Consider the following 26,068-nt stretch of genomic DNA (forward strand, 5'->3'; position numbering starts at 1 on the left):
CGGGCGGGGGCACCGGCCCCGCATGGGGTGGCCCCCACCGGAAACCGGCCACACTCCGCACGACCGGCCACCGGCGGCCCCACCCCCACCGCACCCCCCACCGCACCTCCGCCCCGGCCGCACACCGGCCCGGCACCGGCACCGGCACCGGCCCCGGCCCCGGCCCCGGCCCCGGCACCAGCCCCGGCGGCACTCTCCTCCGGGTCCGTCCCATGCGACGTTCCCGCACCCGGGCGGGGGACACCGACCTCACACAGTCCCCCCGCGTCCCCCGCCCGGGTGATCGCACGGACCGCCTTCCGGCGTACGCTTTGCGCCTGTCCAGCCGCCCGCGCCACGGGACCGGCTTCACGGGACCGGGGAGTGAAGGTGCTCGAAAGCGTGGCCGCCGGCCCGTGGATCTACACGGCCGTCGCCGTCTCCGTCCTGCTGGACGTGTTCCTGCCGGTTCTGCCGAGCGGCATCCTGGTGATCACCGCCGCGACGGTCGCCGCGACGGGGAGCGGCTCGCTCCTCGCCCTGACCCTGTGCGCGGCCACCGCCTCCGTGGTGGGCGACCTGGTCGCGTACCGCCTCGCGTGGCGCGGCCGGTCCCGCCTGCACCGGGCGATCGCCCGCTCGCGTCGGCTGACCGCCGCGCAGGAACGTCTCGGCGCAGCGCTGGCGCGGGGCGGCGGCGTCCTGGTCGTCATCGCCCGGTTCGCCCCGGCGGGCCGCTCGGTGGTCTCGCTGGGCGCGGGCGCGGCCCGCCGCAAGGCCAGCCAGTTCGTGCCCTGGTCCGCCCTGGCGGGCGTGGCGTGGGCCTCGTACAGCGTGAGCCTCGGCTATTTCGGCGGCCAGTGGCTGGGCGCGACCTGGACCGGCGTGGCGGTCTCGGTCCTGGCCCTCTTCCTGGCGGGCGCTCTCGCCGCCTACGTCATACGCCGGCCACCCACGCCGGCACCCGGCGCGGGTCCAGCGGCCCCGGCACAGGGCGCGGGCTCAACGGCACCGGCTACGGCACCGGTGCCCGTACCGGCTCAGCCACCGGCCCCGTCGCCGGCCCAGGCACCGATTCATCCCGCGATCCAACCGCCGGTCCCGCCCCCGCTCCCGTCGCCGGTTCGGTCACCGGTTCGGTCACCGGCTTCCTAGCGGCGCCCCGCACTTGGAGCCCGTCGAGGAGCCGCCGGGTCGCCTCGGCGACCTCGTCCACGGCCTGCTCGAACACTTCCCGGTTGTGCGCGGCCGGCGCCCGGAAACCGGACACCTTGCGCACGTACTGGAGCGCTGCGGCGCGGATGTCCTCCTCGGTGGCCTCGGTGGGGAGCACGGGCGGACGGAGGGTCTTGATGCTGCGGCACATGGTTCCAGTGTGCGCCCGCCGTCCGCCCGCGCCCACCCTCACCGCTTGCGCCGCATCCGTTCCCGTTCCCGTTCGCGTTCCCTGTCGATCGTGTAGGTCGCCCAGTCCCCGCGGTGCAGGTTGCACCGCGAGGCGTCCACCATGGCGAGCCGCTGACAGCACCCACCGTGCTTGGTGCGCGCTCCGCACTTGGACTGTGTACGAGCCATGTCGCCTCCTGGTCTCGGTCGGTTCCCCGCCGTTCTCCCCCGAAGGCAGAGTCCCGCCGGCCCGCCCCGGTGAGGCAGGGCGCACGGCGGTCCCACGTTGGTGCGCTCCGTCGCACGCGCGGTTCGGCACGCGATGCGCGACGCATGGACCGAACCTAAACTGGCGACGGAGGTACGCACCATGTCCAAGCGAGGAAACAAGCGCCGCGCCCGTAAGAAGAAGGGCGCCAACCACGGCAAGCGGCCTAACGCCTGAACCGGTCCTCCGCCGTCCGCAACAGCCGCCGCTCCAGCACCGTCACGTGCTCGGGGCGGCGCATGCGCGCGTGCCGCAGCAGCATGTCACGGACCGTGGCGTCGACACGGCGCTTCTTGGGGTGCCGCGCGGTGAAGTGAGCGCTCGCGAAGAACTCCACGGCCCCGTCCAACCGGGCGAGCCCGGACGCAACCCCGTCCAGTGAGGCACCCGAGCCCCCACCCCGCCCTCGCGCGCCCTCCTCGGCTCCGCCACCCAAGCCCGACCCCCCACCGGCCGACGCACCACCTCCACGCCGACCACCATCGATCACCCCACCACCGCCCACCCCACCAGGCACCGCGCCACCCACCGCCCCACCAGGCACCGCGCCACCCACCGCCCCACCAGGCACCGCGCCACTCCCCGGCACCCCACCACCGCCACCGCGAGCACGACCCAACCCACCCCCTTGCACCCCACCCCCGCGGCCACCACTCCCCCTCACCACCGGCGCCCCAGCGCCCCTCCCCCCACCATTGCCCCGGACCATCGGCCCCGCGTCGACCGCCCCCGCGTCACTCCCCCGCACCGCCCACGCGAGATCGTCCGTCGCCGCCGCGTCAAGTACGGCGAGAGGCGCCAGGCGCTCGAGCAAGCGCGCGGCCCCGCCACCGCCACCGCGCCCGCCACCGCCCACACCCCCACCGCCACCACTCACATCCGCACCACCACCGCTGTCACCGCCACCACTCACATCCGCACCACCACCGCTGTCACCGCCACCGCGCCCGCCCCCACGGCCGCCCCAGCCCCCAGGCATACCGAGCCAGGTGAACACCAGGCTCAGCGGCGCGCCCACCGTCCCGGGCGCGGGCGGCTCACCTCGCGCCCACCCTTCGGCGTACCGCCGCAGCGGCTCCGGCGCGCCCGCGGCCCAGGCGGCACGGTGCCGCCCCGGTATGGACTCCGGATCCGCCGAGTCCAGCAACGGCAGCGCACCGTGCCGGTTGATCTCCCGGACGCGCCGACCGGCAGCGTCGTACAGCGTGAACCCGAACTCACCGAGACACATGCACACGAAGTCGTCCGAAGACCCGGCCCCCCCGTCAGGGCTGGGGCCGTCGAGCGCGTCCATCACCTCCCCCACCTCTCCCGGCTCCGTGACCTCGTACGTCTCGGGATGGCCGGGCAGGGCGGCGGCGTGGTGGCGGTCCGCCACGACGATCCGCACGATGCCGGCCGACCGGCCCGTCACAGCACGGCCCCCGCCTGGTCGTGGAAGACCTCGGGCCAGTAGCGGTAGTCCTCGGAGTCCCGCGCGGGGAGGCAGGCGACCGGGTCGACCGAGCCGAGGACAGTGACCATGGTGTCGGCGAGCTGGTGGTAGAAGTCGTCGGTCAACCCGTGCTCCTTGTCGAGCTTCTGCTCACGGCTGTGCATCCACACCGTGAAGGCGAGGGTCGAGATGTCGGCGTTCACCGGGACCGCCGTTTCGGCACCGTATTCGAGGTAGTACACCTCACCCGTGCGACCGTCGATCACGGCGTCGAAGTCGTGCGTCAGCCCGCCCAGTGCGAGGAGCCGGCCGGTATCGGCGGGCAGGGAGTCACCCGCCTCGAGATGACTCAGCCGGGGGTCGACACGCAGACGTTCCCGCTTCTCGACCACGGTCTCCAACAAGCCGTCCTCGTCGCCCAGCCAGAACATCAGGCCGTCCTTGGGCAGACCGACCTCGGCGAGGAACCGCCGCGTCGGCTCGTGTTCCAGGGTCGCCGGCATGCGCGCCGGGTCCAGCCGCACCACCTCCGCCGCGCCGAACTCCTCCTCCATGAGCCCAACCGGCAGGTCGAGGCGCAGCCTCCCGCCCGGCCGGGCGACGAGCGCCATGGGCCGTATCAAGGCGGCGATGCGCCAGAACGCCGGGATCTCCTGCTCCCACCCGGCCCCCTCCTCCGCGAACAGCGACAGCAGTCTCTCCGTCGCCTCCTGGGCCACTCCCGTGCCACTCCGACCCGCCAGATCGGCGAACCGCCCGCTCCGCGCGCCGAGTTCGTCGACGGCCGCCAGGAAGCGGGCGAGCACCTCCAGCGACGGAGCGAGCGGAATGGTCTCGGCGTACCGGGGTGAGTACATCTCCAGGCTGAAGACCTGCCCTGTGCGGCCGTCCAGGACGACGTGCTGTGCGTCGAGCCCTTCCACCAGCAGATGCCCCACGGCGAGCAGCCCGGCGATGCGCGGGTTCAGGTCTGCGGGGTCGTACTCCTCGTCCACGAGCTGCGACGCCGTCACCACCCGCGACTCGGTGAGCCGCGTGAACGTCACCAGGTCGTGCGTGTCCGGCAGCCTGCCCCCGGCGAGGAACCGCCGGGTCGGCTCATGGGTGATCGACGGATGGATGACGCGCATGGTGCCCCCCCGTGGCGCTGTGCGGTGATCTACCACTGACTCCACGATACGAGTCACCACTGACAACAGCCCGTGAGCGCCAAACCCCCACGTCTCGCCCGCCGTTCGATTAGCTTGGGAGCCCGTTGACGACCACTGTGCCCCAGGAGGCTCCTGTGCCGGACCGCGACCCCGAGTCCGTCTCTGCCGCGGACATCCACGCCCGGATCGACACCAGCAAGCCCCACTCGGCCCGCTTCTGGAACTACTTCGTGGGCGGCAAGGACTACTACGAGGTGGACCGCGAGCTCGGCGACCAGATCAAGGCCATCTTCCCCGGCCTGGTCGACGTGGCCCGCACGAGCCGGCACTTCCTCGGCCGCGCGGTCCGGCACTTGGCGGGCGAGCAGGGAGTGCGCCAGTTCCTGGACATCGGCACCGGGCTCCCGACCGGCGACAACACCCACGAGGTCGCCCAGCAGACCGCCCCCGACACGCGGATCGTCTACGTCGACAACGACCCCCTGGTCCTGGCCCACGCCCGTGCGCTGCTCACCAGCACGCCCGAGGGCCGCACGGCGTACGTCGACGCCGACATGTACGACCCCGACACCATCCTGGAAGCCGCCTCGGCCACCCTGGACCTTTCCCGACCAGTGGCCCTGATGATCCTCAACACCCTGGGGCACGTGGCCGATTACGACGTCGCCCGCTCCATGATCACCCGCCTCATGGCGGGCCTCCCGTCGGGCAGCTACCTCACCATCTGCGACGGCACGGCCACCAGCGACGGCATGATCGCCGCCTCCGAGGCCTACAACAAGAGCGACGCCGTCCCCTACTACGTACGCACCGTCCAGGACATCACCGGCTTCTTCGACGGCCTCGACCTCGTCGCCCCCGGCGTCGTACCCGTCACCGACTGGCGACCCGACCCCACCGCCCCGAGGCCCGCCACCCCCGTCGACGCCTACGGCGGCGTGGGCCGCAAGCCGTAGCCCCGCACCGGGCGGGGCGTTCCCGGCCCGGCCTCACGCCCCGGTGGGCTCCCGTACGACGCCCTCCACGGCGTCCAGCGCGACGGCCCACGGGTACCCGCCGGACAGCTCCTGGCCCGGCGGGTTCGCCGCATAGGCCCCCTCGCCGTACAGCACCGACACCCCGGCCGCCCGGAGCGTCGCCACCGAGCTGCCGAAGGCCGGGTGCCGTACGTGGGCCTGGTTCACACACGGCATCACCAGCGTGGGCACGCCCCTGCCGGCGCCCTGGACCGCCATGCTCAGCACGAACTTCGCCGTCAGCCCCAGCGCCCACTCGTTCACCACGTTGAACGTCGCCGGCGCGAACAGGATGACGTCCGCCTGCGGCCACACCTCCGGCTGCCCCGGCAGGTCGTACTCCCACCGCACCGGATGCCCCGTGAGCGCCGCCAGCCCGTCAAGGCTGCCCTCCACCCACCGCGCGGCGGTCGGCGTCAGACCCAGGCACACGTCCCACCCACGGCTCTGGGCGTCCTCGATCACCCGCGCGACATCGAACACGGGCGGCGCGGCTGAGCAGAACAGATACAAGGTCCTCATGATCCCCATCCGATCACACCCAACACTCGCCCCGGTCACGGGTCTTCGTGACGTACGGCTCTCCCGAGCTCGTCGACCGCGGTCCAGTACCCATGAAGGGCCACATGGAACGCCGAGGCATCTCTGACACCGTCCGCGATGTCGCCCAGCGCCATGTACACCTCCCGGGACGCCGCGAACACCCGATCACACGCCACCGCCGTACCCGCGCTCACGGCGTGGACGGTCGCGACCTGATAGGTGTGCCGGAAGGGGCCGAACACCTCGCGAAGACGTGCCCGGTGCTCGTCGATACCGTCCCTGCGCCGCTGATCGTCCTCCACCCCGAGAATCGCCGGGGTCTGCCGGTACTCGACCCCGGTGAGGTGGGCCTGCTCCAGAAACGCCAGGTAGGCCGCCCGCCGCACCTCCCTCCGCCGGGTCTCCTCCTGAGTCGCCGCCGTGATCTCCGCCTGCAGCCGCGCGGCCCGCGTGTGCCCCAGGCTCGTGACCCAGCTCGCCAGCACGGCCGTCACGCCCGTCAGCCCCGCGATCCACAGTCCGGTGTCCCCCATACCCCTGGAGTGTGACGCCCCACGCCCCGCCCGAACAGTCGCCTGCCTTAAACCGAGTATCCGCCCCCTCACCGTCAACGCCACGGCCGGCGACGCTTGCACCATGCGCCAAGGACCCCTGAATGCCCTCCCCAAGCCCTCGCCGACCCTCGTGGTGGCCGCCCTCTCCCTCGCCGCCTGGTCCTGACCCTGCCGGCACCGGTCTGCTGGGCACTCTCCCGGCACCACCCCGATCTGGCAGGACCCTGGCCGCCGCCTACGACTGGTCGGCCGACTCCAGCGGCCTCTGCGCCTTCGGCCTTGAAGTCCGGTACGGACGCCGAAGACCCCCAGCCATGATCGGCTGGGGGTCTTCGCACTGGTGGGCGCGGACGTTTTCGAACCGCCGACATCTGCTTTGTAAGCCTGGCGCCATTGGTGGACACGTTCCCGCTGGTCACCCACCATCTGAGGAACTAATCCTGCTATCACGGCACCTGCACCGCTGCGCGCCCCGGTTGACCGTGGCTGACCGCTCGATCTGGCACGGATCTGGCACGGCCGCCTTCTGGTCCGTAGCTCTAGCCGGATCGGTCAGTGACGGCCATACCGGCCGCTGGGGGGCCCGGAGGGACGCCACCGTGCGGGGGCGGTTGCTGGGGTTGCGGTACCTGGCTGCTGTACCGCAAGATCCAAACAGGGGTGACCATGGAACGATATGTGCTGGAATCGCTGTTGGCCGGTGATGACGAGGCGTCCGCGATAGCTCTGGCCACCCTTCGCAGCGGCGCCACCTACTGGGTGGCAGACCGGGCACAACCCGCAGGCCAGCATGCCGGAGTCTTCAAGCGCCGACTTCAGCGCATGCGGATGCACGGACTCGAACCTCTTGGGCTGGAACGAGCAGTGCAGCTCATCCGCGAACACGGCCAGCCCGTGCGCACAGGGCTGATCGATGCTGCCGATCGGACATGGACCACCCTGCTCTTCCTCACCGAGGACGGCAGCGCACTAGTGGCCTGCGCCGGCTGGCCGCTGCCGCTGGTCACGAAGCCACCGCTTTAGGGGTTCGGCCGACGGCCCTGTCCTAGCCCCTGGCTATGCGAAGCCACGGCCTGTCGCGGCCGCTCGCAGTCGCTTCCGTCTGCTGTCGTTGATGTCAGGTGGCGATGTCAGACGCCAGCCAGGGGTGCGGTCACGGCCTGGTGCGTGCAGTGATGCCGGGTGATCCAGTAGAACATGCCTAGCTCATGACCTATGAGGTTCCCTGGTGTGTCCCTGTCGGCTAGGATCTCGTGACCACTGTATAGGGCGATCCTAGCCGACAGGGAGTCGCGAACTTCAGCAAAACCCCAGGTCAGCGAGGTTGTCCACGTGCGCCCGCGAGCTGGGTTGCACCGTGTCGGACGGTGTGCTTCACTTGCAGCAGCATAGCTAACTGGTGAATAGGGGAAACCTGAACACCACATCCTAAGGCCGCCCCTCAGGGGCGGCCTTAGCGCTATGTTAAGGATGTGCATATTTGCTACCTGGATGAATCCGGCGGTTGCGAGCCTGATAACGCTGGCCCGAGCGCAACCCCCGTGATGGTGATCATGGGACTAATCGTTGAGGCGGCTAAAGTCCCTGCACTCACGCGCGACTTTCTGGACTTGAAGCGAAGGCACTTCCCGGGAAGATTTGCTCAGGGTCCTGCTCTCGATCACGTTTTGACCGAGATAAAAGGGTCAGAGATTCTCCAGATGACGCGGTCAACCTCCCGCAATAAACGGCGGCAGGCTGAGAGGATCCGAAAGGACCTACTGTCGATCATGGAAGCTCATGACGGAATGATCGTCGGACGCGTCTGGGTCAAGGCATCTGGAGTCGCGCTTAAGCCGACGCCGAGTTACTGCTACGCGGTTCAGGACATCGCCCGGCACTTCGGGGAGTTCTTGCAGGTCAACTCCTCTGAAGGGCTGATCATTGCGGACGGACGGGTGCACGCTTCCAACGTGAAAGTCGCACACTCGATCTTCACGCAGAAATGGAGAACCGGCGGTGACCCATTCGGGTCACTCCGCGAGGTTCCGGTTTTTTCGCACAGTGAGAATCACGTCGGTATTCAGTGTGCGGACCTTATTGCGTCCACGCTGGTTTTTCCGATGGCTGCATCTGCGTATGGTCCCGGAGTGCATGGGAACCCGCATAATTCGGGGACTTATCACGAGGTTCGCAAGGTTTTCGGTGAACGGGTCAAGGGACTTCAGTATCGGTACCGAGACGAGACAGGAAAGTGGCGGGGTGGGCTCGTGGTAAGCGACCAGAAGACACAGCGGCCTGGTTCATTGTTGTTCAAGCCTTAGCTGCTTGGCGGTGACGCCGGCACAGCGGGGCTAGCTCACTAAAGGTCGGTGGAGCGGCTTTGGGCGGGAGCTGCCATGGGGCGAGAGATCATGGCCCCGTAAGCTTCCGGCGCGTCGGGCAGTCTGTGGACCTGCCCGCTAAAGCACGACGTTGGGGCCATGATCTTAGAGGCTCGCCCCATGGTGGCTGCCTAAAGCCGTGGAGCCGACCGCCCCAGCCACAGCGGGTTTCCACCCTTCGCCCGCAGCACGCGGCGCGCCGCCTGGCGCGGCCAGCCGGGGCGGAGACAGGAGGCAGGCCGCGCCGCAGAGGCGGCGCGCGCCCGCGCCGTGCGCGGGCCTTGATGAAGTAGGGAAAGTCTTACCGCGCTTGCGGTCTTGTGGTCGTGCCGCCCTTGCTGCTGCGATGACGGAACCGTCATTCAGGCTGGTCAAGGGGTGGTCATGGCAAAGCTCAAGGTCGTGCGCTGGAACCGTTACGGACATGATCGTCTGTACGCGAACTTGCCGGATGGCACGGCCGTCGCCTGGGCTGACTGCAAAACGGGCAAGATTACGATCTTGCTCGATGACTACCGCGATGCGGCGCTGACGGTGTTGACCCAGCACTTACGGCAGATCTCGCCGACTCCGCCGGCCGCCCCAGTGCCCGTCCGGGCAACCGCATCGCTGCCTCCCTTGACGCCCCGCGACGACCTAGCCTCCAACACTCCTGGCACGGCCGTGCGCGCAAAGCTTGACGAGGTGGGCCCGGGCCCGTTGGAGCGGTTCGTTGCCTGGGTGCTTCGGCGGCCGACTGACGGTGACTCATGGCGTACAGGGCTCGTCGGTGAACGGCGTGTAGGAGCCGAGTTGGGCCGTCTGGAACGTCAAGGGTGGAGAGTCTTGCACTCCATCCCCCTCCCCCGAGGGGTGGACATTGATCACTTATTGATCGGCCCTGGCGGGGTGTTCAGCGTCAACACCAAGCACCACCCGAACAAGGCAGTGTGGGTGGGCGATGACGTCGCGAGGATCAACCGCGGCAAGCCCAAGCCGTACCCCCGCAAGAGTCGGGCAGAGGCTGAACGCGTACAAAGGGTACTGGAGCGCTACTGCGACTTTCCCGTGCCCGTGCAACCGGTTCTCGTCTTCGTCGGGACTACCGACGTGAAAGTCGCGGCCACCCAGCTCACGGTGCGTGTCTACCGCGAACGGGAGGTTTCTGCCCTGGCGCCCCTCCCCGCGGTGCTCACTCCTAGCCAGGCGGAACAGGTCTACAACGTCGCCCGTCACCGAGAGGCATGGCTCACGGCATGAGGCTGCGTACCGCGCACGCGGAGGATGCTGGACGACGTGTCATGCGGCTTCCGTGCCGGGCCTCTGCCCGTGCTCGAGATATACCGGCGCGGCGTCGTTGCGGGCCTGCGCTGCTGCAAGGATGCGCCGAGCCAGTCTGGGGATGGTGCGCTCGGCGACCTCGTCCATCGAAACGAACGCGAACGCCTTCAGCTCATCCTGCTGCAAGGTGATCTTTGCCAGGTCATCTGAGCTGAGGTTGCCACCGTCGAAGAGGTACAGCACCTTGTCGCCTTCCGCCTCACTGGGTGCCCAGTCGACGGCGAGCAGGCGGCCTAGAGCGGGCGTGATCCCGAGTTCCTCGTAGACCTCCCGGACAGCAGCGTGCAGGGGGGGGGACTCGCCGGTCTCGACGTATCCGCCGGGGACCTCCCAGGACCTCTTGTATGTGGGCTCAACCATGAGGACGCGAGGAGCTGGTCATGCGCAACTCGCAACGCTCGTCGAATCACCCTCTGTGGAAGCTCGGGATCTGTCGCCCTGGTCGCTGGACGAGACGCTGGACTTCCTCGCGGCCGCCCGGACCGATCTGCTGTACGCGGCCTTCGTCATCGCCATCGCCCTCAGCTTCCGGCGCGGCGAGATCGTGGGGCTCCGGTGGGAGAACGTCGACCTCAATCGGCGCGAGATCCGCGTCCGCACCCAGCGGCAGCGTGTCGGCGGAGAGACATACGAGGACGATCCCAAGGGGCGTCGCCGGAAGCAGACTCTTCCGCTGCCCGCGATCTGCATCGCGCCCCGGCGGTGGCAGCGTCTCCGCCAGGCGGCCATGCGCGAGAAGGCCGGCACCGCCTCGGAGGGGACCGGCTGCGTCTTCACCACCAGGACCGGGCGGCCGATCGAGCCTCGGAACCTGTACCGGTCGTTCACCCGCGTCGCCCGGTCCGCCGGCCTTCGGGTTATCCGGCTGCATGACGCACGGCAGGGCTGCGCCACACTGCTCACCTCCGCCGACGTCGCGCCCCGCGTGGTGGTGAAAATCCTTGGGCACAGCCAGGTCGAGGTGACCATGAACGTGTACACGCACGCCGTCCAGGACACGCAGCATGACGCGGTCAGCCACATGGACCGGATGCTCCGGCGGCGCTGGCCTGAGTGAGCGACTGCCGTCAGTTACTACCGTCAAAGGCCCCCGCAGCAGACGCTGCGGGGGCCTTTGCACTGGTGGGCGCGGACGGTTTCGAACCGCCGACATCTGCTTTGTAAGAGCAGCGCTCTACCCCTGAGCTACGCACCCGTGGAGTGAGTGAACAGCGTACATGGCCGACCGGTGGGTGCTGCAAACCCGGGCTGCCGGGCGGGCGGGTCCGGGGGGTAGCCCTACCAGTGGTGGGGTGGGCTGCCGGATCGTGGCGGGGTGGGGTGGACACGTAGCGTGAGCGGCAGATGGAGAGAGACCTAGTAGGGGGAGTCATCGTGGGTGCGCGGCGGATCCGGACGTCGGTGGTGGTCGGCGGGGTGGTGCTGGGGGCGCTGGGCCTCGCGGGGTGTGGCGGTGCCGATGTGGAGGGGGCTCCGGTGGAGCGGAAGGCGTTCGGGTTCCGGGGCGAGACGCTCGTGGTGGACGCGGACGATTGGGAGCTCGTGCTGGTGCCGGCCGATGTGAAGGACGTGGAGGTGACCCGGCAGGTCGACGGGTGGGTGGTGATGGGGGACGGACCCGAGCCGGTGTGGAAGCTGGAGGGCGGTCGGCTGACCTTGCGGGTGGAGTGCGACGCGCTGGTGAGTGAGTGCGAGGCGCGGCATGAGGTGCGGGTGCCTCGGGGGGTCGCGGTGACGGTCGAGGACGACAACGGGGAGGTGACCGCCACCGGCTTCCGGACGGCGCTCAAGGTCGCCTCGGGCAATGGCAGGGTGACCGTGCGGGACGCGGGCGGGCCGCTGGAGTTGCGCAGCGAGAACGGGGACGTGCGAGTGGAGGGCGGTACCTCGAAGAGCGTGGTGGCGCGGTCGGGGAACGGGGACATACGGCTGGCGCTCGGATCCGTGCCGGACCGGGTGGAGGCGGTGAACGACAACGGGGACGTGGCCGTCGAACTGCCGGGCGGGGGTGCTCGGTACGCCGTGGAGGCGGGGAGCGACAACGGGGAGGTGAAGGTGGGGGTGCCGACCGACGACCGGAGCGGTCATGTGGTGAAGGCCCGCAGCGACAACGGACAAGTGACGGTGCGCAGCGCGAACTGATGGGCCCGTGTGTTCGTCCTTACCTGGTGGGAGAATGAACCGGTCAGGGGCGGACAGACGGCACGGGAGCGGATGTGGCGGCGACACACGCGCGGCGGTACGTGAAGGATCTGCTCGCGCTGATGCTGTTGCCGGTGCCGTTGGTGGTGGCCGTGCTGCCCGGGGCGGTCACCGGGGGCGGTACGCGGCGCTGGTTCGGGGGGCGTGGGGAGAGTCAGCGGGCGGACGCGCAGGCGGCGCGGGACGCGGCCGCGGCGGCCTTCTACGAGCTGGACACCGCCCAGCGGGACCTGCGGATATCGATCGAGACGATCACGGCGGTGGACGCGTCGCCGGGGGCTCGTCGGGCGGTGGAGGACTTCGCCGCGCTGGGTCGGAGGATCGACGAGGTGAGCCACGCGTACATCACCGCGGTCGACGCCTACGACCTGGACCGTCATGATCTGGAGGCCTCCGTCGCCTCCCGGGCGCGGGGTGAGCTGAACCGAGCCAAGGACGACCTCGTCCGTGTGAAGGGGGAACTGGACAGGTTCGAGCAGGGGCTGGGGCCGCTGCTGGCCACGGCGGAGACGCAGCTCGCACGGCTGGCTCCCGCCGTCGAGCGGGCGAAGGCGGTGCTTCTGTCCGCGAGCAACGCTCTGGACGCGGTGCGCGGCTCCGGCCTGCGTGCCGATGATCTGGCGGCGCGGCTCGCCGCCCTCGGCCCGGAGCTGACCAGGCTCAATCAGGGCGCGGGGCAGCATGGGGTGAGCGAGACGCTACAGCGGGCGGACAGGGTTCTCCGGGATGCGGAGGCCGTGCGCACGGAGGCGGAGCGGCTGCCGGAGCGGGCCGCCGAGACCGACAAGCGGCTGGTGTCGCTCCGTACCCGGGCGCAGGCGCTGGCCAACCGTGCCTCTGCCGTGGAGCCGGTCCTCAGTGAGCTGCGCCGCCGTTTCAGTGCCGCCTGCTGGCAGGATCTTCAGCCCGTTCCCGAGCAGGCCGCCAGGAGTGTGCGCCAGGCCGAGGAGAAGCTCCAGGAGGCGGGCAAGGCGCGCGAGGAGCAGCGCTGGGCGGACGCGACGGCGCTGCTGGCGACCGTGCGGGCGCTGCTGAACAGCGCGGATGAGGCCGTGTCGGCCGCCGGTGACCGGCTCAACCGGCTGAACGCCGTGTCCAAGGACCCGCAGGCCGAGATCCAGCGCACCCGCTTCGCGATCCGGGACGCCCAGCGGCTGGCCATGGACGGCCGTCAGACCCCCGACCCGCGTCACGCCCGGCCCCTGGACGATTCGGTGGCCAGGCTGGAGCGGGCGATCGCGGGGCTGGAGGGCCGCCACCCCGACTACTGGCACTTTCTGACCGAGACGGAGGCGGTGCGGGCCGCGGTGGCGCGGGTGGTCGAGATGATTCGCGAGGAGCGGGGCGGCGGACATGGACGGCGCGGTTAATCTGGGGCCATGCCTCGCTACGAGTACCGCTGCCGCACCTGCGGCGACACGTTCGAACTGAACCGTCCCATGGCCGAGTCGTCCGCCCCCGCCGCCTGCCCCGCGGGACATGACGACACCGTCAAGCTGCTGTCCGCCGTCGCGGTGGGCGGTACGGCCAAGGGCGGGGCGCCCGCGCCGTCCCAGGGCGGGGGCGGCGGGTGCTGCGGCGGTGGGTGCTGCGGCTGATCCCCGTCCGGGTCCGCTGCCCGGACAGGGCCTAGTTGCCCAGGTAGCGCAGGATGGCCAGCACCCGGCGGCTGTAGCCGGTGGTGCTGGCGCCGCTGAGGCCGAGCTTGTCGAAGATCGCGTTGATGTGTTTCTCGACCGCGCTCTGTGAGACGTACAGCCGCTCGGCGATCGCCGCGTTCGTATGCCCTTGCGCCATTTCCGCCAGTACGTCCCGCTCGCGGGCGGTCAGGCGGGACAACGGATCCGTGCGGCTCGAGCGGGCCAGCAGACGACGGACGACCTCCGGGTCGAAGGCCGCCCGGCCCTCCCCCACCCGCTCCAGGGCGTCGAGGAACTCGTCGACCTGCGCCACCCGGTCCTTCAGGAGGTAACCGACGCCCTCGGAGTCACCGGTGAGGAGCTCCGTGGCGTACCGGTTCTCCACGTACTGGGACAGGACGAGGACGCCGATGCCGGGCCGGCGCCGCCGGATCTCCAGGGCGGCCCGGAGCCCCTCGTCGGTGTGCGTCGGCGGCATGCGGACGTCGGCGACCACCACGTCCGGCGGCTGTTGGTCCACCGCGGCCAGGAGCTGCTCGGCGTCGCCGACCGCCGCGAGGACCTCGTGTCCCTCCTCCGCGAGCAGCCGCACCAGCCCCTCGCGCAGCAGGGTGGAGTCCTCGGCCAGGATCACCCGCACGGCAGCTCCGCGCCGACGACGGTCGGCCCGCCGGCCGGGCTGTCCACCGTGAACCGGCCGTCCAGGGCGGCCACCCGGCTCGCCAGCCCCGTCAGTCCGCCGCCGCGCACGTCCGCGCCACCGGTGCCGTCGTCCCTCACCGTCACCGTCAATTCCCTTTCGTCCAGGACCACTCGTACGTCCAGGCGGGTCGCGCCCGCGTGCTTGACCACGTTCGTGACCGCCTCGGAGACGACGAAGTACGCCACGGTCTCCACCTGGCGAGGCAGCGGTCGTGCCACCTGGTAGGCCAGGGTGACCGGCAGCGGGCTGCGTTCGGCGACCGACTCGAGCGCCGCCCGCAGTCCCGCCTCGTCCAGCACGGCGGGGTACACGCGCCACGCCACCTCGCGCAGCTCGGCCAGCGCCCGCCGGCTCTCCTCGTGGGCCTGCAGCAGCAGTGCGGCGGCGCGCTCGGGGTCACGGTGGCGCCGGGCGCGGCCGATCAGCATGCCCAGTGCGACGAGCCGCTGCTGGACCCCGTCGTGCAGGTCCCGCTCGATGCGGCGCCGTTCGTCGTGGACGACGTCCATGACTTCGGCGCGGCTGGCGGCCAACTGGGCGATGCGTCGCTCCAGTTCGTCATGGTGGCTCGGGCCGAGGAAGTGACGGGCCGCCTGCGCTTCCAGGGCCGCGACGCCGAAGACGCCCTGGACGGCCAGGAACAGCAGGAACAGCCCGGCCAGGCTGCTGGCGATGACCGCCCACAGGTGGCGGAGGTCCGTGATGGCCCAGCCGTACAGCATGAACGTGCCGTAGCCGGCCCCGATGACCACGCACCCGAGCACCACACCGCCCACCAGCCCGAGAGGCCAGCGGGCCACGACGTACCGCAGGGCGGCGTGCGCCTCCTCGCCGGCCTCGTGCACCGACGAGATGCGCACGCCGTGGAAGCGGGCCAGACGGCGCACCTCCACATCCGCCGCCTTCCGCGCGACCGCGCCGAACCGGCGGAGCACCGCACGCCTGCCGCGCGGCCACGCGGCGACGGGCAGCACGGCCAGGCCCGCGGCCAGCGCGAGGAGCAGCTCCGCCACGGCGGTGGCGGTGCCCGACGCCAGGCCGGCCGCCTGCCGGGTCCAGTCCCGGCCCCAGCGGGCGACGGCCTGCTTCATCTGCCGTTCCTCATGCGGTTTTCCTCATGATCGGCCACGCTAGCGAACGCGCCCGCCCCCGCACACTGGGGAAAACCGCAGGAAAAGTGTGAGGCGGCCTTCAGTGTGCCTTCAGCTCGGATTTCCTAGCGTGGAGGCATGGAACGTTGGATCAACGGCCTCATGGACACACTCGGCGCGCCCGGCGCCGGGCTTGCCATCGCCCTCGAGAACCTCTTCCCGCCGCTGCCGAGCGAGGTGATCCTGCCGATGGCCGGGTTCGCCTCGGCGACCGGCCGGATAGACCTGATCGCCGCGCTGCTGTGGACGACGGCCGGCTCGGTCGTGGGCGCGCTCGCGCTGTACGGGGTGGGGGCGCTGCTCGGCCGGGAGCGGACGATCGCCGTCGCGCGCCGGCTGCCGCTGGTCAAGGTCTCCGACATCGAGCGCACGGAGGCGTGGTTCGGTCGGCACGGCACCAAGGCCGTGTTCTTCGGGAGAATGGTCCCGATCTTCCGCAGCCTCATATCCGTCCCGGCCGGCGTCGAGCGCATGCCGCTGCCGGTGTTCCTCGGGCTGACCACGCTCGGCAGCGCGATATGGAACACCGTGTTCGTCCTCGCCGGTTACGCGCTGGGCGACAACTGGGAGCAGGTCAGCCACTACGTGTCGCTGTACTCGAAGGTGGTGCTGGTGGTGGCGGTCGGTGCGGTGGTGGCGTTCGTCGGCGTCCGGGTCTTCAAGCCGGGGACGGGCGCACGGCGGAGCTGAACAGGCGCAGGATCTCCTCGCCCGCCAGCACGCCGCACGTCTCCAGGGCGTCGACGTGGCCGGCGGTCCATCCGGTCTCGGCGAGCTCTCCGTGACCGGGCCGCCAGCCCCGGTCGGCGGCGAGCAGCAGGTCGGCGTCGAGCAGGGAGTCGCCGGCGGCCAGCACACGGTCCGCCCCGGCACGGCGGGCGACCTCGCGGACGGCGGCGCTCTTGGTGAGGGGCTGTGGGACGGCGTACACCTTGCGTCCCTGGAGGGACACGGCCCAGCCGCGCGGCGCGGCCCACGCGGCCAGTTCCTTCATCCAGCCGTCGGGCAGCAGGGCCCGCTCGACGACCAGGTACGCGAAGAGGTCCTCCGCGACGCGTTCCTTCAGCAGCCAGGCCGGGTCGGCGACGGCGAGGAGGTGGGCGCGCACCTCCTGGAGCGGGGCGCACTCGTCGGCGAGGCGGGCGTCGACGGTGCGCCGCCAGTCGGGGTCGGAGACGCCGTCGACGAGCAGGTGCCCGCCGTTGGCGCAGATCGCGTACGCCGGCGGCGGCCCGGGGAGCCGGATGCGGTGGTACTGCTCGCGGGTGCGGGTGGTGGTCGGCACGAAGACGCAGTGGCGCGGCAGTTCGGTCAGGAGGCCGGCGGCGGTCTCCGTCATGTAGGACAGCGGCTTGTGCTGGTAGGTCTCGACGCACAGCAGGCGCGGCGCCACGGCGTCCGGCATGGTGAGGCCGAGGGCGGCGGTGGAGTAGATGAGGGTGCGGTCGAGGTCGCTGGCGACGAGGGAGGTCACGGTCATCGGCCGGTCACCGCCTTGCCGTCGGCGCCGGTGGCGCCCCGGGTGTACTTCGGGTGGATCAGCCCCACGCACGTGTAGTGCAGGTCGTCGACCTCCTCGACCGGGACGCCGCGCTGCTCGGCCAGCAGCCGTACGTGGTCGAGGTCGGCGCCCGCGCCGCGCTGGGCGAGGACCTTCCACGGGACGCGGCGCAGCAGGACGCGGGTGGTCTCGCCGACGCCGGGCTTGACCAGGTTGACGTCGTGGATGCCGTACTGCTCGCTGATCCGCTCGACGGCGGCCCAGCCCTCCCAGGTGGGGGTGCGGTCGGTGGCGAGGAGTTCCTTGACGTCGGCGTCGACGGCGGTCGTGACGTCGTCGAAGTGGGAGGTGATGCCGGCCAGGAAGGCGTTGGACACGTCGGCGCCGGCGAGTTCGCGGTAGAACTTCGCGCCGTGGAAGTCGTGGGGCCCCACGAGGTCGGCGCGCAGCACCGTGCGGGATATCAGGCCGGAGACGGTGGAGTTGAGGCAGGCGGAGGGGATGAGGAAGTCCTCGCGGGTGCCGTAGGTGCGGACGCACGAGCCGGGGTCGGCCAGTACGGCGATCTCGGGGTCGAAGCCGGGGAAGTCGGCCAGGGCGGCGGCCAGTTCGCGGGTGATGGCGCCCTTGCCGGTCCAGCCGTCGACGAACACGACGTCGGCGGGGTCGTGGTGGGCGGCGAGCCAGCGCAGCGCGTTGGCGTCGATGCCCCGGCCGCGCACGATGGACACGGCGTAGTGCGGGAGGTCGAGGTTGTGGCGGTGGAGCGCCCAGCGGCGCATCAGTACGCCGACGGGGGTGCCGGCGCGGGCCAGCGACACCAGCACGGGGCGCGGGGACCGCTCGGCGAGCACCGTCTCGGTGACGGTGCCGACGGCGCGGGCGATGCGGGCGGCGGAGGTGTCGAGGGCGGCGTGGAACAGGGCCTGGTACCGGTCGCTGGGCTGGTACTCGACCGGCAGCGACTCGGCGTAGTGGGCGCCGCCGCTCTGGATCGCCTCCTCGCGTTCCTCGGTCGGGGCCTCCAGTTCGACGTCCGAGAGGTCCTGGAGGAGCCAGCCGACCTCGTCGGGGGCGTAGGAGGAGAAGTCCGGGCCGCGGAGGGGCTCGGGAAGCATGGGGGCCCTTTCGGGGACGTAGGACGGTATGACGGCGAGCAGGACCTGCGGTATGTGTGCGGCGAGCTGGGCGAGGAGGCCGTCCGGGGCGTGGAGGGCGGGGGTGTCGGCGGCGGAGTCGACGACGGCGACGACCGCGTCGAAGCCGGCGCCCGCGACGTTGTAGGCGTACCGGTCGCCGGGCCCGTCGGCGGGCTCGTCGTGCGCGGGGAAGACGAGCCGGGTGCGGATGGCGTAGCCGGGGTCGTCGACGGCGAGGACGGGCGAGCGGGTGGTGGTGGAGAACCGCACCTCGGCGCCACCGTGCCGCTCCAGCGCGACGCCGAGCGCGAGCGGCGCGTACATGAGCTCCTCGCACCCGAGCACCAGCACGCGGGGCGTGGCACCGCCTGCGCGGTCCGGGCCGTCCGTGCCGGTGCGGTCGGCCTCGCCGGACGGGCCGCCCGCACCCACGGGCGCGGTCGGGGCGGTCCCGTGGGGGTGGGCGGGCCGGCCGGACGTGGAGCCGGAGTCTGAGGGCGCGCCCGGGGTGGTCGCGCCGGACTGGGCGTCCTGGCCCTCCGAAGCGGCCGGGGGGAGGCCCAGGGCGGTGGCGAGGCGGGCGGCCATGGTGGGGAGGGCGGCGTCCAGGCGGGCTCGGTGGGCCGGGGTGAACCCGTGGCGGCCGCCGTCCGGTACGCCGGAGGGCCACCCGAGGTCGACGCGCCGCACGGACGCGGCCCCGTGCAGGGCGGCGGGCTCGGTGGTCGGGGCCGACGCCTCGTGGCGGGCCACCAGCGCCTGGCCGCGTTCCAGGACGTCGTCCGGGAGGCGGACCGTCCCGGCGGCGAGGGTCACCAGGTCCACCCTGGCGCCGATCTCGGTGGCGAACGCGGCGAGCCGGCCCTGGTCGGCGGCCGAGCGCATGTCGACGAGCGCGACGATCACATACCGCTCGCGCGGGTAGCGGGCGTGCAGGGCGCGGACGGTGTTGAGCACCGTGTTGCCGGTGGAGAACTCGTCGTCGACCAGCACCAGCGGCCCGTCCCCCGCCAGCAGCGCCGGGTCCTCCGGGAGCAGGAGGTGGGAGGTGGCGTGCGAGTGGGCCTCCTCGAAGCCGCCCGCCTGCTCCACGCCGGGCACGGGGCGGCGGGTGGAGTGCAGGTACGGGGCCGTGCCCAGGCCGTCGGCGACCGAGTGGCCGAGGCCGGTCGCCGTCTCGGCGTACCCGAGCACCACCGCGCGGGCGGCGTCGGCCGGGCCGAGCAGCTCCCGTACCCGTACGCCCAGGTCGTAGCCCGACCGCCACACCACGCCCGGACTCTGTGGCACGTGCTTGCCCAGCACGTTCGAGACGAGCAGGTGCGCCCGCTTGGGGTTGCGCCGCAGCGCCAGGCCCAGCAGCTCGGGCAGCCGCCGGTCACCGGCCAGCTCGACCCCGAGCCGCTGCGACACCCACGTACCGGACCAGACCACCACGTTCCCGCTCTCCCTCGACGACACGGACGGCACAGGCACCGAAACCGACGACACGGACGACACCGACGACACCGACGTCACTTGACCAGTCCTGCCGCGAGCAGCTCCACGAACCCGACGTCCTCCTTGGCCACACCGAAGACCTCCGCACGCCGCAGGGTCCGCTCCGCCCACGCGCGGTGGGGCTTCACTTCATTCATCTTGTTCGTGTAGGCGCTCCGCAGCACCCCGCCGCCGCCCCGATCCGGTCGCAGGATGTCCTCGGCGTCGCTGAACTCCTCGTGGCTGACGACGGACAGCGCGTGGACCGGCAGCACGTGGGAGGGGTGGATGCAGGTCTTGCCCTGCAGGCCGTTGGCCCGGTCCAGCTCGATCTCGCGCAGCAGCCCGTCCAGGTCGTGTTCGATGAGCGCGGTGCGCAGTTCGTCGGCGCGCTGTTCCATGAAGGGGCTGCGGCGGAGCTGCGGCTTGAAGATGCGCTCCTGGAGGCGGAAGTACTCCCACACCGGGCCGGTGATGGTGAAGCCGGTGCCGTCGGCCCGGCCCAGCACGTTGACCACGTCCGCGATCACGCCGGCGACGATCTGGACGTCGTACGCCGTCATGTCGGGCGAGCGGCGCAGCCCGTACGCGGAGCAGAAGTCCGTGACGCCGAGACGCAGCGCCAGGACCCGGTCGCGGTACTTGTCGACGATCCGGCCGATGCCGGCGAGCGTCTCGCGCCGGGTCTCCAGGTGGAGGAGCTCGGGCGACTCCAGCACGGGCATGGCGAAAAGTCGCCGTTCGCCGAGGGTCTCGGCCACGGTGAGCGCCTCCATGAACGGCCCGCCGCGCTCCTCGGTGAACTTGGGCAGGACGAATCCGGACAGCAGCCGTGCGGCCGGGCCGAGCCGCCGCACCAGGTCGGCCATCTGTTCCGCTTCCCGGACGCGGATGAAGAGCAGGGGCGGCTCGCCGCCGCGCTCGTGGAGGTCGGCGAACTGTCGTACGAGATTCTCCTCCGCCCCGGCGACCTCGCCGTCGTCGATGGAGTCCTCCAGGCACAGCACCATCGAGACGACCCCGCGCCCCACCTGCTTCATCACGTCGTCGGCGAGGCGGGGCCGGGTGGCCGGGCTGTAGAGCGTGGCGCCGAGGGCGGCGGCGAGGACGCGGGCCGGGGAGTCGGCGCTGAACTCGCACGGCTCCCGGTGGAAGAGCCCGGCCCGGGCAGTGGCCGGGATGTGCCCGAAATGACGCATGAGTATCCCCCGTACTGCCGTGACGGCCTGATGACATGTGGCCGGTAATAGTACGTAGGGACCGGTGTCGGGGGTTCCCCGCGGTCATGAACTTCAGGTAACTCGTCCGCATCTCGCCCCTGCCGCGCGGCCCCCGCGTTGTCCGCGGCGTGGGCGGCCAGGCAGGATGTCGGACATGACGCACGCCATGCTGAAGGGCTCGAACGTCCCGCTCGATGCCGCGGCCGTCCGGGCCGTACTGTGCTGGACCCCCGGCCCCGGGGTGCCCGACGTGGACGCCTCCGCCCTGCTGCTGGGCGGGGACGGACGGGTGCGTTCGGACGAGGACTTCGTCTTCTACAACCAGCCGCGCCACCCGTCGGGTCTGGTGCGGCGGCTGTCGAAGAAGCGGGTGCCGGAGGGGCTGACCGACACGGTCGAGGCGGACCTGGCGGCGCTCGACGCGTCGGTGGACCAGGTGGTCGTGGCGGCGTCGTCGGACGGGGACACCTTCGACCGCGTACGGGATCTGCGCATCCTGCTGTACGACGCCGGTGCCAGCGCCGCGGAGCCGCTCGCCGTCTTCGAGGTGAAGCCGGAGACGGGCGAGGAGACGGCCATCATCTGCGGCGAGCTGTACCGGCGCGGGGAGGGCTGGAAGTTCCGCGCGGTCGGGCAGGGCTACCCGACGGGGCTGATCGGCCTGGCGACGGCGTTCGGCATCTCGGTGGACGAGGCGGACGGGCCGGACGGAGCGGACGGGCCGGACGGGGCGAGCAGCACGAACGGGGCGGTCGGCACCGGACAGGCGGCGCAGACCGGCGGGGACGCGGCGGCCGGGGACACGGACCGGCAGGCGGCGCCTGTCGTCACGGCGTCCGCGGAGGCGCCCACCACCGCGGTGCCCGCCCCGCCCACGGCACCTCCCGCTCCGGCCACGCCCCCGGTACCGGCGGCGCCCCCGGTCCCCGCACCGGCGTACGGCTACCCCCAGGGCGGCGCGGCCCAGCCCGCGTACGGCTACCCGCAGCCCGCCTCGGCGCAGCCGGCGTACGGCTACCCGCAGCCCGCGGCCGCCGCCGCGCCCGCGCCGGACCCGAACTTCCGGCTGCCGCCCATGGGCCCGCAGTTCGTACGCCGCTGACAGCGGGACGGGCGGCACCCGGCCGGGCAACGGCCGGGACGGACAGCGACCGCGCGGACCGCCGACGGACGGGCGACCGCGCGGACCACCGCCGGGACGGACGACGCCCGGCCGGGCAACGCCCCGGGACGGACGGCCGTCAGACCTTGCCGGCCTTGAAACCCCGTCCCCACTGCAGGCCCCACCCGTACAGCCGGTCCAGCTCGGCCTGGAAGCCGTACACGAACCGGACCTCCCGCCGTACCACCAGCTCGTCCTTGACGTTCTCCAGCATGAACACCGCGCACGACCGGGCCTGCGGGGCACGCTCGTCGAGCTCTATCTCGATGCGCGGGCCGTTGCTGGGGTAGAGCGTCATCGTGGCGTGCGTGCGGTCGAACGCCGGGGTCTGGTCGTAGATGTAGACGAAGAACAGCAGGCGCTTGATCTGGTCCCGGTGGTCGAGGTTGACGAAGATCGTCTCGCCGGAGGGGGCGCCGAACCGGTCGTCGCCGCTGAGCTTCACGTACGGCGGCGAGTTGAGGTCCCCGAAGAAGCTGCCGAGCGGCTGGACCACACCCTTGGTGCCGTCCTTCATCTCGTAGAGGCACCCGATGTCCAGGTCCACGTTGACCACGCCCTGCGTGTGCGCCTGGACCACATCGGGCTTGAAGAGCTTGAGGGGGTGCCGCAGCAGGCGGCCGCTGTGCTTGGACCGGCCCTCGATGTCGGAGGTGCGCATCCGCCAGGAGAGGTTGACGCGCAGGTTGCCGGTCGCCGCCCCCTGTTTGGTGAGCGAGACGGACGGGCGGCGCTTGGTCAGGTCGATGGCGTTCGTCGAGGCGCTGCCCGAGTCGAACTGCGCCGCGTTGTTCCGCCACAGGTTGTCCCAGAAGGCCATGCCCCCACCCCCAGTCGTCCGGTTCCTCATGGATACGCGCGGATACGCGGCGGGGCGGCCGGGAGAGCCCGGCCGCCCCGCAACGGAAGCGTTCCTCAATGCCGGGGCCGCCACACCACTGCGGGCCCCGGCGTATGTCACACGGAGACGTGCGTCTTGTCGTCCTCGCCGGCCGCCGCGAGCGCCCTGTTGCGGCGTACGGAGGACAGGAAGGACGCCGCGATCAGGAAGACGCCGACGAGGCCGGTGATGATCTCGCTGATCTCGTGCTGGATGGTGATCAGCAGGATGACCGCGAGCGCGCCGATCGCGTAGTGGGCGCCGTGCTCCAGGTAGACGTAGTCGTCCAGCGTGCCCTGGCGGACCAGGTAGACGGTGAGCGACCGGACGTACATCGCGCCGATGCCGAGGCCGAGCGCCATCCAGAAGATGTGGTTGGTGATGGCGAAGGCGCCGATGACTCCGTCGAAGGAGAAGGACGCGTCGAGGACCTCGAGGTACAGGAAGAGGAAGAAGGCCGCCTTGCCGGCGAGGCCGACCGCCGAGACGGGCTTGCCCTCCTTCTTGGCCTTCTCCTCCTCCTCGTGCTCGCGCTCCTCCTCTTCCTCCAGCTTGTCCTCGAAGTAGCCGGAGAGGCCGCCGACGATCAGGTACGTGATCAGACCGGCCACGCCGGACAGGAGCACGGTGGCCGACTTGTCGGCGTGCCCGGTGCTGGTGTGCGCCTGGGTGGCGAAGGTCATGGCGGTGACCATGAGGACGATCAGCGCGATGCAGACCGAGAGCATGTCGACCTTGCCGAGCTTGGCCGCCGGGCGCTCCAGCCAGGAGAGCCACTTGTGCTCACGGCTCTCGAACATGAAGTCGAGGAAGATCATGAGCAGGAACATGCCACCGAAGGCGGCGATGGCGGCGTGCGCGTCGGTGACGAGGTCTTCGTACCGCTCGGGGTTGTCCATGGCGAGCTGGACGGCCTCGATCGGGCCTACCTGGGCGCTGATGGCGACGATCACGACGGGGAAGACCAGCCGCATACCGAAGACCGCGATCAGGATGCCGATCGTCAGGAAGATCTTCTGCCAGAAGGCGTTCATCTTCTTGAGGATTCCGGCGTTGACGACCGCGTTGTCGAAGGACAGCGAGATCTCGAGGATCGACAGGATCAGTACGATCCCGAAGGCCTCCCAGCCCCACTGCCAGGCGGCGAAAGCAAGGCCGAGCGCCGTGACGGCGAACGACCAGCCGAAGGTTTTCAGAACCACTGGCTACCCAATCGTGTTAAGTACGGGTCTCCCCCGCGCCATGCGCGCCGGACTTTGAACGAACCCGGAGACGTGCTTTAGGAAACATTGACCCCGAAGTCTAGAGCGATGCCCCTCAAGCCCGATGCGTACCCCTGTCCTACCGCCCGGAACTTCCACTCACCGCCGTACCTGTAGAGCTCGCCGAAGATCATCGCCGTCTCGGTGGAGGCGTCCTCGCTGAGGTCGTAACGCGCGAGCTCCTGACCGTCGGCCTGGTTGACGACGCGGATGAAGGCGTTGCTGACCTGGCCGAAGGTCTGGCCCCGGTTGTCGGCGTCGTGGATGGAGACCGGGAAGACGATCTTGTCGCAGTGGGCCGGGACCCGGGGCAGGTCGACGATCAGGGACTCGTCGTCCCCGTCGCCCTCGCCCGTGAGGTTGTCACCGGTGTGCTCGACGGAGCCGTCGGGGCTCGTGAGGTTGTTGTAGAAGACGAACCACTCGTCGCCGAGCACCCTGCCGTTCTGGCACAGCAGTGCGCTGGCGTCGAGGTCGAAGGGCGCTCCGGTGGTGGAGCGCGCGTCCCAGCCGAGTCCGACGAGCACCTGGGTGAGGTTGGGTGCGGCCTTGGAGAGGGAGACATTGCCTCCCTTGGCGAGCGTGACGCCCATGACGTGAATCCTCCCCTGAGATCTGCTGCTGCGTTGTCCCGGGGACGACCCCCGGACCCCCCGGCCCGGTCCCGGGTCGGTCGGTGTGCCCGCGCGCTCACGGACGAGCGGCGTTGAGGCGTTGAGACGTTGAGGCGTTGAGGCGTTGAGACGGTGAGATGGTGCGGCGTTGAAACGGTGCGGCGGTGTGGTGGTGGTGGTGCGGTAGCGCGGTGGTGGGTGCTGAGGCAGTGGGACGGCCGGGCTCGCCGGCGGCCCGGCGGTTGCCGTCCGGCAGTCGCCGTCCGGCAGTCCCGGCGGCATGGCCGCTCGGCGGCAGGTCGGTGCGGCGCGCGCCTTCAGGAGTTCCGGCCCGCTTCCGTACGTCCGGCCCGCTTCCGTACGTAAGGCACGTCCGGCGCCGCACGAGAACGTGCGGCGCCGGACGAAACTGCACGGCGTCGAGCGGCGACCGCCCGCGGCCCGAGCCCGGGCCCGGCACAGGCACCGGTGCCGGGGCACGGGCCGGACGGGTCGGACGCGTCGGACGTGTCAGACGTTGACGCCGAAGTCCTGCGCGATGCCGCGCAGGCCCGAGGCGTAGCCCTGGCCGACCGCGCGGAACTTCCACTCCGTGCCGTGGCGGTACAGCTCGCCGAAGACCATCGCGGTCTCCGTCGAGGCGTCCTCGCTCAGGTCGTAGCGGGCGATCTCGGTGCCGCCGGCCTGGTTCACGACGCGGATGAACGCGTTGCGCACCTGGCCGAAGGACTGCTGACGGGTCTCGGCGTCGTAGATCGACACCGGGAAGACGATCTTGGCGACGTCGGCCGGGACGTTGGCCAGGTCGACCTTGACCTGCTCGTCGTCGCCCTCGCCCTCACCGGTCAGGTTGTCACCGGTGTGCTCGACCGAGCCGTCCGCGCTCTTCAGGTTGTTGAAGAACACGAAGTCCTGGTCGTTGCGGACCTTGCCCTCGGCGTTGACCAGAATGGCGCTGGCGTCGAGGTCGAAGTCCGTCCCGGTGGTGGTGCGGACGTCCCAGCCCAGACCGACGGTGACTGCCGTCAGGCCCGGGGCCTCCTTGGTCAGCGAGACGTTGCCGCCCTTGCTGAGGCTGACTCCCACGAGTCCCTCCATTG

26 protein-coding genes, 1 tRNA gene and 2 pseudogenes are annotated in these 26,068 nt (G+C 71.0%); 12 read left to right on the plus strand and 17 right to left on the minus strand.

What is annotated here, in order from left to right; translation table 11 throughout:
* Positions 1 to 369 precede the first annotated feature (369 nt).
* Positions 370 to 1,134 carry a DedA family protein gene (locus E2B92_RS12595; RefSeq protein ID WP_126889594.1) on the plus strand — a complete coding sequence of 255 codons (765 nt, stop codon included), beginning with the start codon at positions 370 to 372 and terminating at the stop codon, positions 1,132 to 1,134.
* Here the strand turns inward: E2B92_RS12595 and E2B92_RS12600 are convergent.
* Positions 1,112 to 1,345 (minus strand): annotated as a pseudogene (locus E2B92_RS12600) (DUF2277 domain-containing protein); the annotation flags it as partial. The gene E2B92_RS12595 and the pseudogene E2B92_RS12600 sit on opposite strands and share 23 nt — an antisense overlap.
* Positions 1,346 to 1,383: 38 nt before the next feature.
* Positions 1,384 to 1,554 (minus strand): hypothetical protein, encoded by a 171-nt coding sequence (locus tag E2B92_RS32960; protein WP_185923824.1) that lies wholly within the window; start codon positions 1,552 to 1,554, stop codon positions 1,384 to 1,386.
* Positions 1,555 to 1,735: 181 nt separating this feature from the next.
* On the opposite strand from E2B92_RS32960, the gene E2B92_RS34115 reads away from it, so the two are divergent.
* Entirely contained in the window at positions 1,736 to 1,810 is a 75-nt protein-coding gene (locus E2B92_RS34115; protein ID WP_373297613.1) for a 50S ribosomal protein bL37, read from the plus strand.
* Here the strand turns inward: E2B92_RS34115 and E2B92_RS32655 are convergent.
* Both E2B92_RS32655 and E2B92_RS12605 read right to left on the minus strand, forming a co-directional pair.
* Complete coding sequence (locus E2B92_RS32655) at positions 1,800 to 1,970, minus strand: hypothetical protein (protein WP_160159751.1); 171 nt, start codon at positions 1,968 to 1,970, stop codon at positions 1,800 to 1,802. The genes E2B92_RS34115 and E2B92_RS32655 overlap by 11 nt on opposite strands.
* A gap of 1,073 nt (positions 1,971 to 3,043) precedes the next feature.
* Positions 3,044 to 4,198 (minus strand): SUKH-4 family immunity protein, encoded by a 1,155-nt coding sequence (locus E2B92_RS12605; RefSeq protein ID WP_126888876.1) that lies wholly within the window; start codon positions 4,196 to 4,198, stop codon positions 3,044 to 3,046.
* A 155-nt stretch (positions 4,199 to 4,353) separates the two neighbouring features.
* On the opposite strand from E2B92_RS12605, the gene E2B92_RS12610 reads away from it, so the two are divergent.
* Positions 4,354 to 5,175, plus strand: a complete 822-nt coding sequence (locus E2B92_RS12610) for an SAM-dependent methyltransferase (protein ID WP_126888877.1) — start codon at positions 4,354 to 4,356, stop codon at positions 5,173 to 5,175.
* A 33-nt stretch (positions 5,176 to 5,208) separates the two neighbouring features.
* Here the strand turns inward: E2B92_RS12610 and E2B92_RS12615 are convergent, their stop codons facing one another.
* Positions 5,209 to 5,757 (minus strand): flavoprotein, encoded by a 549-nt coding sequence (locus tag E2B92_RS12615; protein ID WP_126888878.1) that lies wholly within the window; start codon positions 5,755 to 5,757, stop codon positions 5,209 to 5,211.
* Between the two features lie 35 nt (positions 5,758 to 5,792).
* Positions 5,793 to 6,311 carry a hypothetical protein gene (locus E2B92_RS12620; RefSeq protein WP_126888879.1) on the minus strand — a complete coding sequence of 173 codons (519 nt, stop codon included), beginning with the start codon at positions 6,309 to 6,311 and terminating at the stop codon, positions 5,793 to 5,795.
* 687 nt (positions 6,312 to 6,998) lie between these two features.
* Between E2B92_RS12620 and E2B92_RS12625 the strand changes: the two genes are divergently transcribed.
* The 3 genes from E2B92_RS12625 (at position 6,999) to E2B92_RS12635 (ending at position 9,934) form a co-directional block, all read left to right on the plus strand.
* Complete coding sequence (locus E2B92_RS12625; protein ID WP_126888883.1) at positions 6,999 to 7,355, plus strand: hypothetical protein; 357 nt, start codon at positions 6,999 to 7,001, stop codon at positions 7,353 to 7,355.
* Between the two features lie 449 nt (positions 7,356 to 7,804).
* Entirely contained in the window at positions 7,805 to 8,635 is an 831-nt protein-coding gene (locus E2B92_RS12630; RefSeq protein ID WP_126888880.1) for a DUF3800 domain-containing protein, read from the plus strand.
* Between the two features lie 444 nt (positions 8,636 to 9,079).
* Positions 9,080 to 9,934: a nuclease-related domain-containing protein gene (locus tag E2B92_RS12635; RefSeq protein ID WP_126888881.1), complete on the plus strand. Its 855-nt coding sequence runs from the start codon at positions 9,080 to 9,082 to the stop codon at positions 9,932 to 9,934.
* Between the two features lie 39 nt (positions 9,935 to 9,973).
* Here E2B92_RS12635 and E2B92_RS12640 read toward each other — a convergent pair whose 3' ends face one another.
* Positions 9,974 to 10,375, minus strand: coding sequence for an NUDIX domain-containing protein (locus E2B92_RS12640; RefSeq protein ID WP_126888882.1), 402 nt, complete (start codon positions 10,373 to 10,375; stop codon positions 9,974 to 9,976).
* A gap of 5 nt (positions 10,376 to 10,380) precedes the next feature.
* Here E2B92_RS12640 and E2B92_RS12645 point away from each other — a divergent pair.
* Positions 10,381 to 11,072: pseudogene (locus E2B92_RS12645) on the plus strand (site-specific integrase); the annotation flags it as partial.
* 63 nt (positions 11,073 to 11,135) lie between these two features.
* On the opposite strand, the gene E2B92_RS12650 reads toward E2B92_RS12645, so the two are convergent.
* A tRNA-Val gene (locus E2B92_RS12650) sits at positions 11,136 to 11,210 on the minus strand.
* A gap of 149 nt (positions 11,211 to 11,359) precedes the next feature.
* On the opposite strand from E2B92_RS12650, the gene E2B92_RS12655 reads away from it, so the two are divergent.
* The 3 genes from E2B92_RS12655 (at position 11,360) to E2B92_RS12665 (ending at position 13,815) form a co-directional block, all read left to right on the plus strand.
* Positions 11,360 to 12,157: a DUF4097 family beta strand repeat-containing protein gene (locus tag E2B92_RS12655; RefSeq protein ID WP_133087522.1), complete on the plus strand. Its 798-nt coding sequence runs from the start codon at positions 11,360 to 11,362 to the stop codon at positions 12,155 to 12,157.
* Positions 12,158 to 12,231: 74 nt separating this feature from the next.
* Positions 12,232 to 13,587: a hypothetical protein gene (locus E2B92_RS12660; RefSeq protein WP_126889122.1), complete on the plus strand. Its 1,356-nt coding sequence runs from the start codon at positions 12,232 to 12,234 to the stop codon at positions 13,585 to 13,587.
* 9 nt (positions 13,588 to 13,596) lie between these two features.
* The gene (locus E2B92_RS12665; RefSeq protein WP_064071106.1) at positions 13,597 to 13,815 is read left to right on the plus strand and encodes an FmdB family zinc ribbon protein; all 219 of its coding nucleotides are present in this window, start codon (positions 13,597 to 13,599) and stop codon (positions 13,813 to 13,815) included.
* 31 nt (positions 13,816 to 13,846) lie between these two features.
* On the opposite strand, the gene E2B92_RS12670 is transcribed toward E2B92_RS12665, so the two are convergent.
* A complete protein-coding gene (locus tag E2B92_RS12670; protein WP_185923788.1) occupies positions 13,847 to 14,497 on the minus strand; it encodes a response regulator transcription factor in 651 nt (216 codons plus the stop codon).
* Positions 14,488 to 15,651, minus strand: a complete 1,164-nt coding sequence (locus E2B92_RS12675) for a sensor histidine kinase (protein WP_126889121.1) — start codon at positions 15,649 to 15,651, stop codon at positions 14,488 to 14,490. The genes E2B92_RS12670 and E2B92_RS12675 overlap by 10 nt, the downstream gene beginning before the upstream one ends.
* A 138-nt stretch (positions 15,652 to 15,789) precedes the next feature.
* On the opposite strand from E2B92_RS12675, the gene E2B92_RS12680 reads away from it, so the two are divergent.
* A complete protein-coding gene (locus tag E2B92_RS12680; RefSeq protein WP_126889120.1) occupies positions 15,790 to 16,401 on the plus strand; it encodes a DedA family protein in 612 nt (203 codons plus the stop codon).
* Here E2B92_RS12680 and E2B92_RS12685 read toward each other — a convergent pair.
* The 3 genes from E2B92_RS12685 to E2B92_RS12695 all read right to left on the minus strand — a co-directional run bounded on the left by E2B92_RS12685 (position 16,370) and on the right by E2B92_RS12695 (position 21,029).
* Positions 16,370 to 17,191, minus strand: coding sequence for an HAD family hydrolase (locus tag E2B92_RS12685; protein ID WP_126889119.1), 822 nt, complete (start codon positions 17,189 to 17,191; stop codon positions 16,370 to 16,372). The two genes, E2B92_RS12680 and E2B92_RS12685, sit on opposite strands and share 32 nt — an antisense overlap.
* Complete coding sequence (locus E2B92_RS12690) at positions 17,188 to 19,785, minus strand: phosphoribosyltransferase (RefSeq protein ID WP_133087544.1); 2,598 nt, start codon at positions 19,783 to 19,785, stop codon at positions 17,188 to 17,190. Before E2B92_RS12690 ends, E2B92_RS12685 begins: the two co-directional genes overlap by 4 nt.
* Before the next feature lie 80 nt (positions 19,786 to 19,865).
* Complete coding sequence (locus E2B92_RS12695; protein WP_126889517.1) at positions 19,866 to 21,029, minus strand: HpcH/HpaI aldolase/citrate lyase family protein; 1,164 nt, start codon at positions 21,027 to 21,029, stop codon at positions 19,866 to 19,868.
* Between the two features lie 175 nt (positions 21,030 to 21,204).
* On the opposite strand from E2B92_RS12695, the gene E2B92_RS12700 reads away from it, so the two are divergent.
* Positions 21,205 to 22,152, plus strand: coding sequence for a TerD family protein (locus tag E2B92_RS12700; protein WP_443070280.1), 948 nt, complete (start codon positions 21,205 to 21,207; stop codon positions 22,150 to 22,152).
* Between the two features lie 139 nt (positions 22,153 to 22,291).
* Here E2B92_RS12700 and E2B92_RS12705 read toward each other — a convergent pair whose 3' ends face one another.
* The 4 genes from E2B92_RS12705 to E2B92_RS12720 all read right to left on the minus strand — a co-directional run bounded on the left by E2B92_RS12705 (position 22,292) and on the right by E2B92_RS12720 (position 26,054).
* Positions 22,292 to 23,032, minus strand: coding sequence for a TerD family protein (locus E2B92_RS12705; protein ID WP_126888271.1), 741 nt, complete (start codon positions 23,030 to 23,032; stop codon positions 22,292 to 22,294).
* Between the two features lie 137 nt (positions 23,033 to 23,169).
* Positions 23,170 to 24,294 carry a DUF475 domain-containing protein gene (locus tag E2B92_RS12710; RefSeq protein WP_126888272.1) on the minus strand — a complete coding sequence of 375 codons (1,125 nt, stop codon included), beginning with the start codon at positions 24,292 to 24,294 and terminating at the stop codon, positions 23,170 to 23,172.
* Positions 24,295 to 24,371: 77 nt separating this feature from the next.
* On the minus strand, positions 24,372 to 24,947 hold the full coding sequence (locus E2B92_RS12715; RefSeq protein WP_126888273.1) for a TerD family protein: 576 nt from the start codon (positions 24,945 to 24,947) through the stop codon (positions 24,372 to 24,374).
* A gap of 531 nt (positions 24,948 to 25,478) precedes the next feature.
* Positions 25,479 to 26,054, minus strand: coding sequence for a TerD family protein (locus E2B92_RS12720; RefSeq protein ID WP_126888274.1), 576 nt, complete (start codon positions 26,052 to 26,054; stop codon positions 25,479 to 25,481).
* Between the last annotated feature and the right edge of the window lie 14 nt (positions 26,055 to 26,068).

Origin of the sequence: Streptomyces sp. WAC05374, assembly GCF_004353505.1 — a bacterium.
In the GTDB taxonomy this organism is placed as follows: Bacteria; Actinomycetota; Actinomycetes; order Streptomycetales; family Streptomycetaceae; genus Streptomyces.

Coding starts and splice junctions, on each gene's coding strand:
- E2B92_RS12675 (WP_126889121.1), bottom strand. CDS start 15,651: ATGAAGCAGGCCGTCGCCCGCTGGGGCCGGGACTGGACCCGGCAGGCG.
- E2B92_RS12635 (WP_126888881.1), top strand. CDS start 9,080: ATGGCAAAGCTCAAGGTCGTGCGCTGGAACCGTTACGGACATGATCGT.
- E2B92_RS12640 (WP_126888882.1), bottom strand. CDS start 10,375: ATGGTTGAGCCCACATACAAGAGGTCCTGGGAGGTCCCCGGCGGATAC.
- E2B92_RS12615 (WP_126888878.1), bottom strand. CDS start 5,757: ATGAGGACCTTGTATCTGTTCTGCTCAGCCGCGCCGCCCGTGTTCGAT.
- E2B92_RS12685 (WP_126889119.1), bottom strand. CDS start 17,191: ATGACCGTGACCTCCCTCGTCGCCAGCGACCTCGACCGCACCCTCATC.
- E2B92_RS12665 (WP_064071106.1), top strand. CDS start 13,597: ATGCCTCGCTACGAGTACCGCTGCCGCACCTGCGGCGACACGTTCGAA.
- E2B92_RS12605 (WP_126888876.1), bottom strand. CDS start 4,198: ATGCGCGTCATCCATCCGTCGATCACCCATGAGCCGACCCGGCGGTTC.
- E2B92_RS12655 (WP_133087522.1), top strand. CDS start 11,360: ATGGAGAGAGACCTAGTAGGGGGAGTCATCGTGGGTGCGCGGCGGATC.
- E2B92_RS12620 (WP_126888879.1), bottom strand. CDS start 6,311: ATGGGGGACACCGGACTGTGGATCGCGGGGCTGACGGGCGTGACGGCC.
- E2B92_RS12695 (WP_126889517.1), bottom strand. CDS start 21,029: ATGCGTCATTTCGGGCACATCCCGGCCACTGCCCGGGCCGGGCTCTTC.
- E2B92_RS12705 (WP_126888271.1), bottom strand. CDS start 23,032: ATGGCCTTCTGGGACAACCTGTGGCGGAACAACGCGGCGCAGTTCGAC.
- E2B92_RS12715 (WP_126888273.1), bottom strand. CDS start 24,947: ATGGGCGTCACGCTCGCCAAGGGAGGCAATGTCTCCCTCTCCAAGGCC.
- E2B92_RS12680 (WP_126889120.1), top strand. CDS start 15,790: ATGGAACGTTGGATCAACGGCCTCATGGACACACTCGGCGCGCCCGGC.
- E2B92_RS32960 (WP_185923824.1), bottom strand. CDS start 1,554: ATGGCTCGTACACAGTCCAAGTGCGGAGCGCGCACCAAGCACGGTGGG.
- E2B92_RS12700 (WP_443070280.1), top strand. CDS start 21,205: ATGACGCACGCCATGCTGAAGGGCTCGAACGTCCCGCTCGATGCCGCG.
- E2B92_RS12625 (WP_126888883.1), top strand. CDS start 6,999: ATGGAACGATATGTGCTGGAATCGCTGTTGGCCGGTGATGACGAGGCG.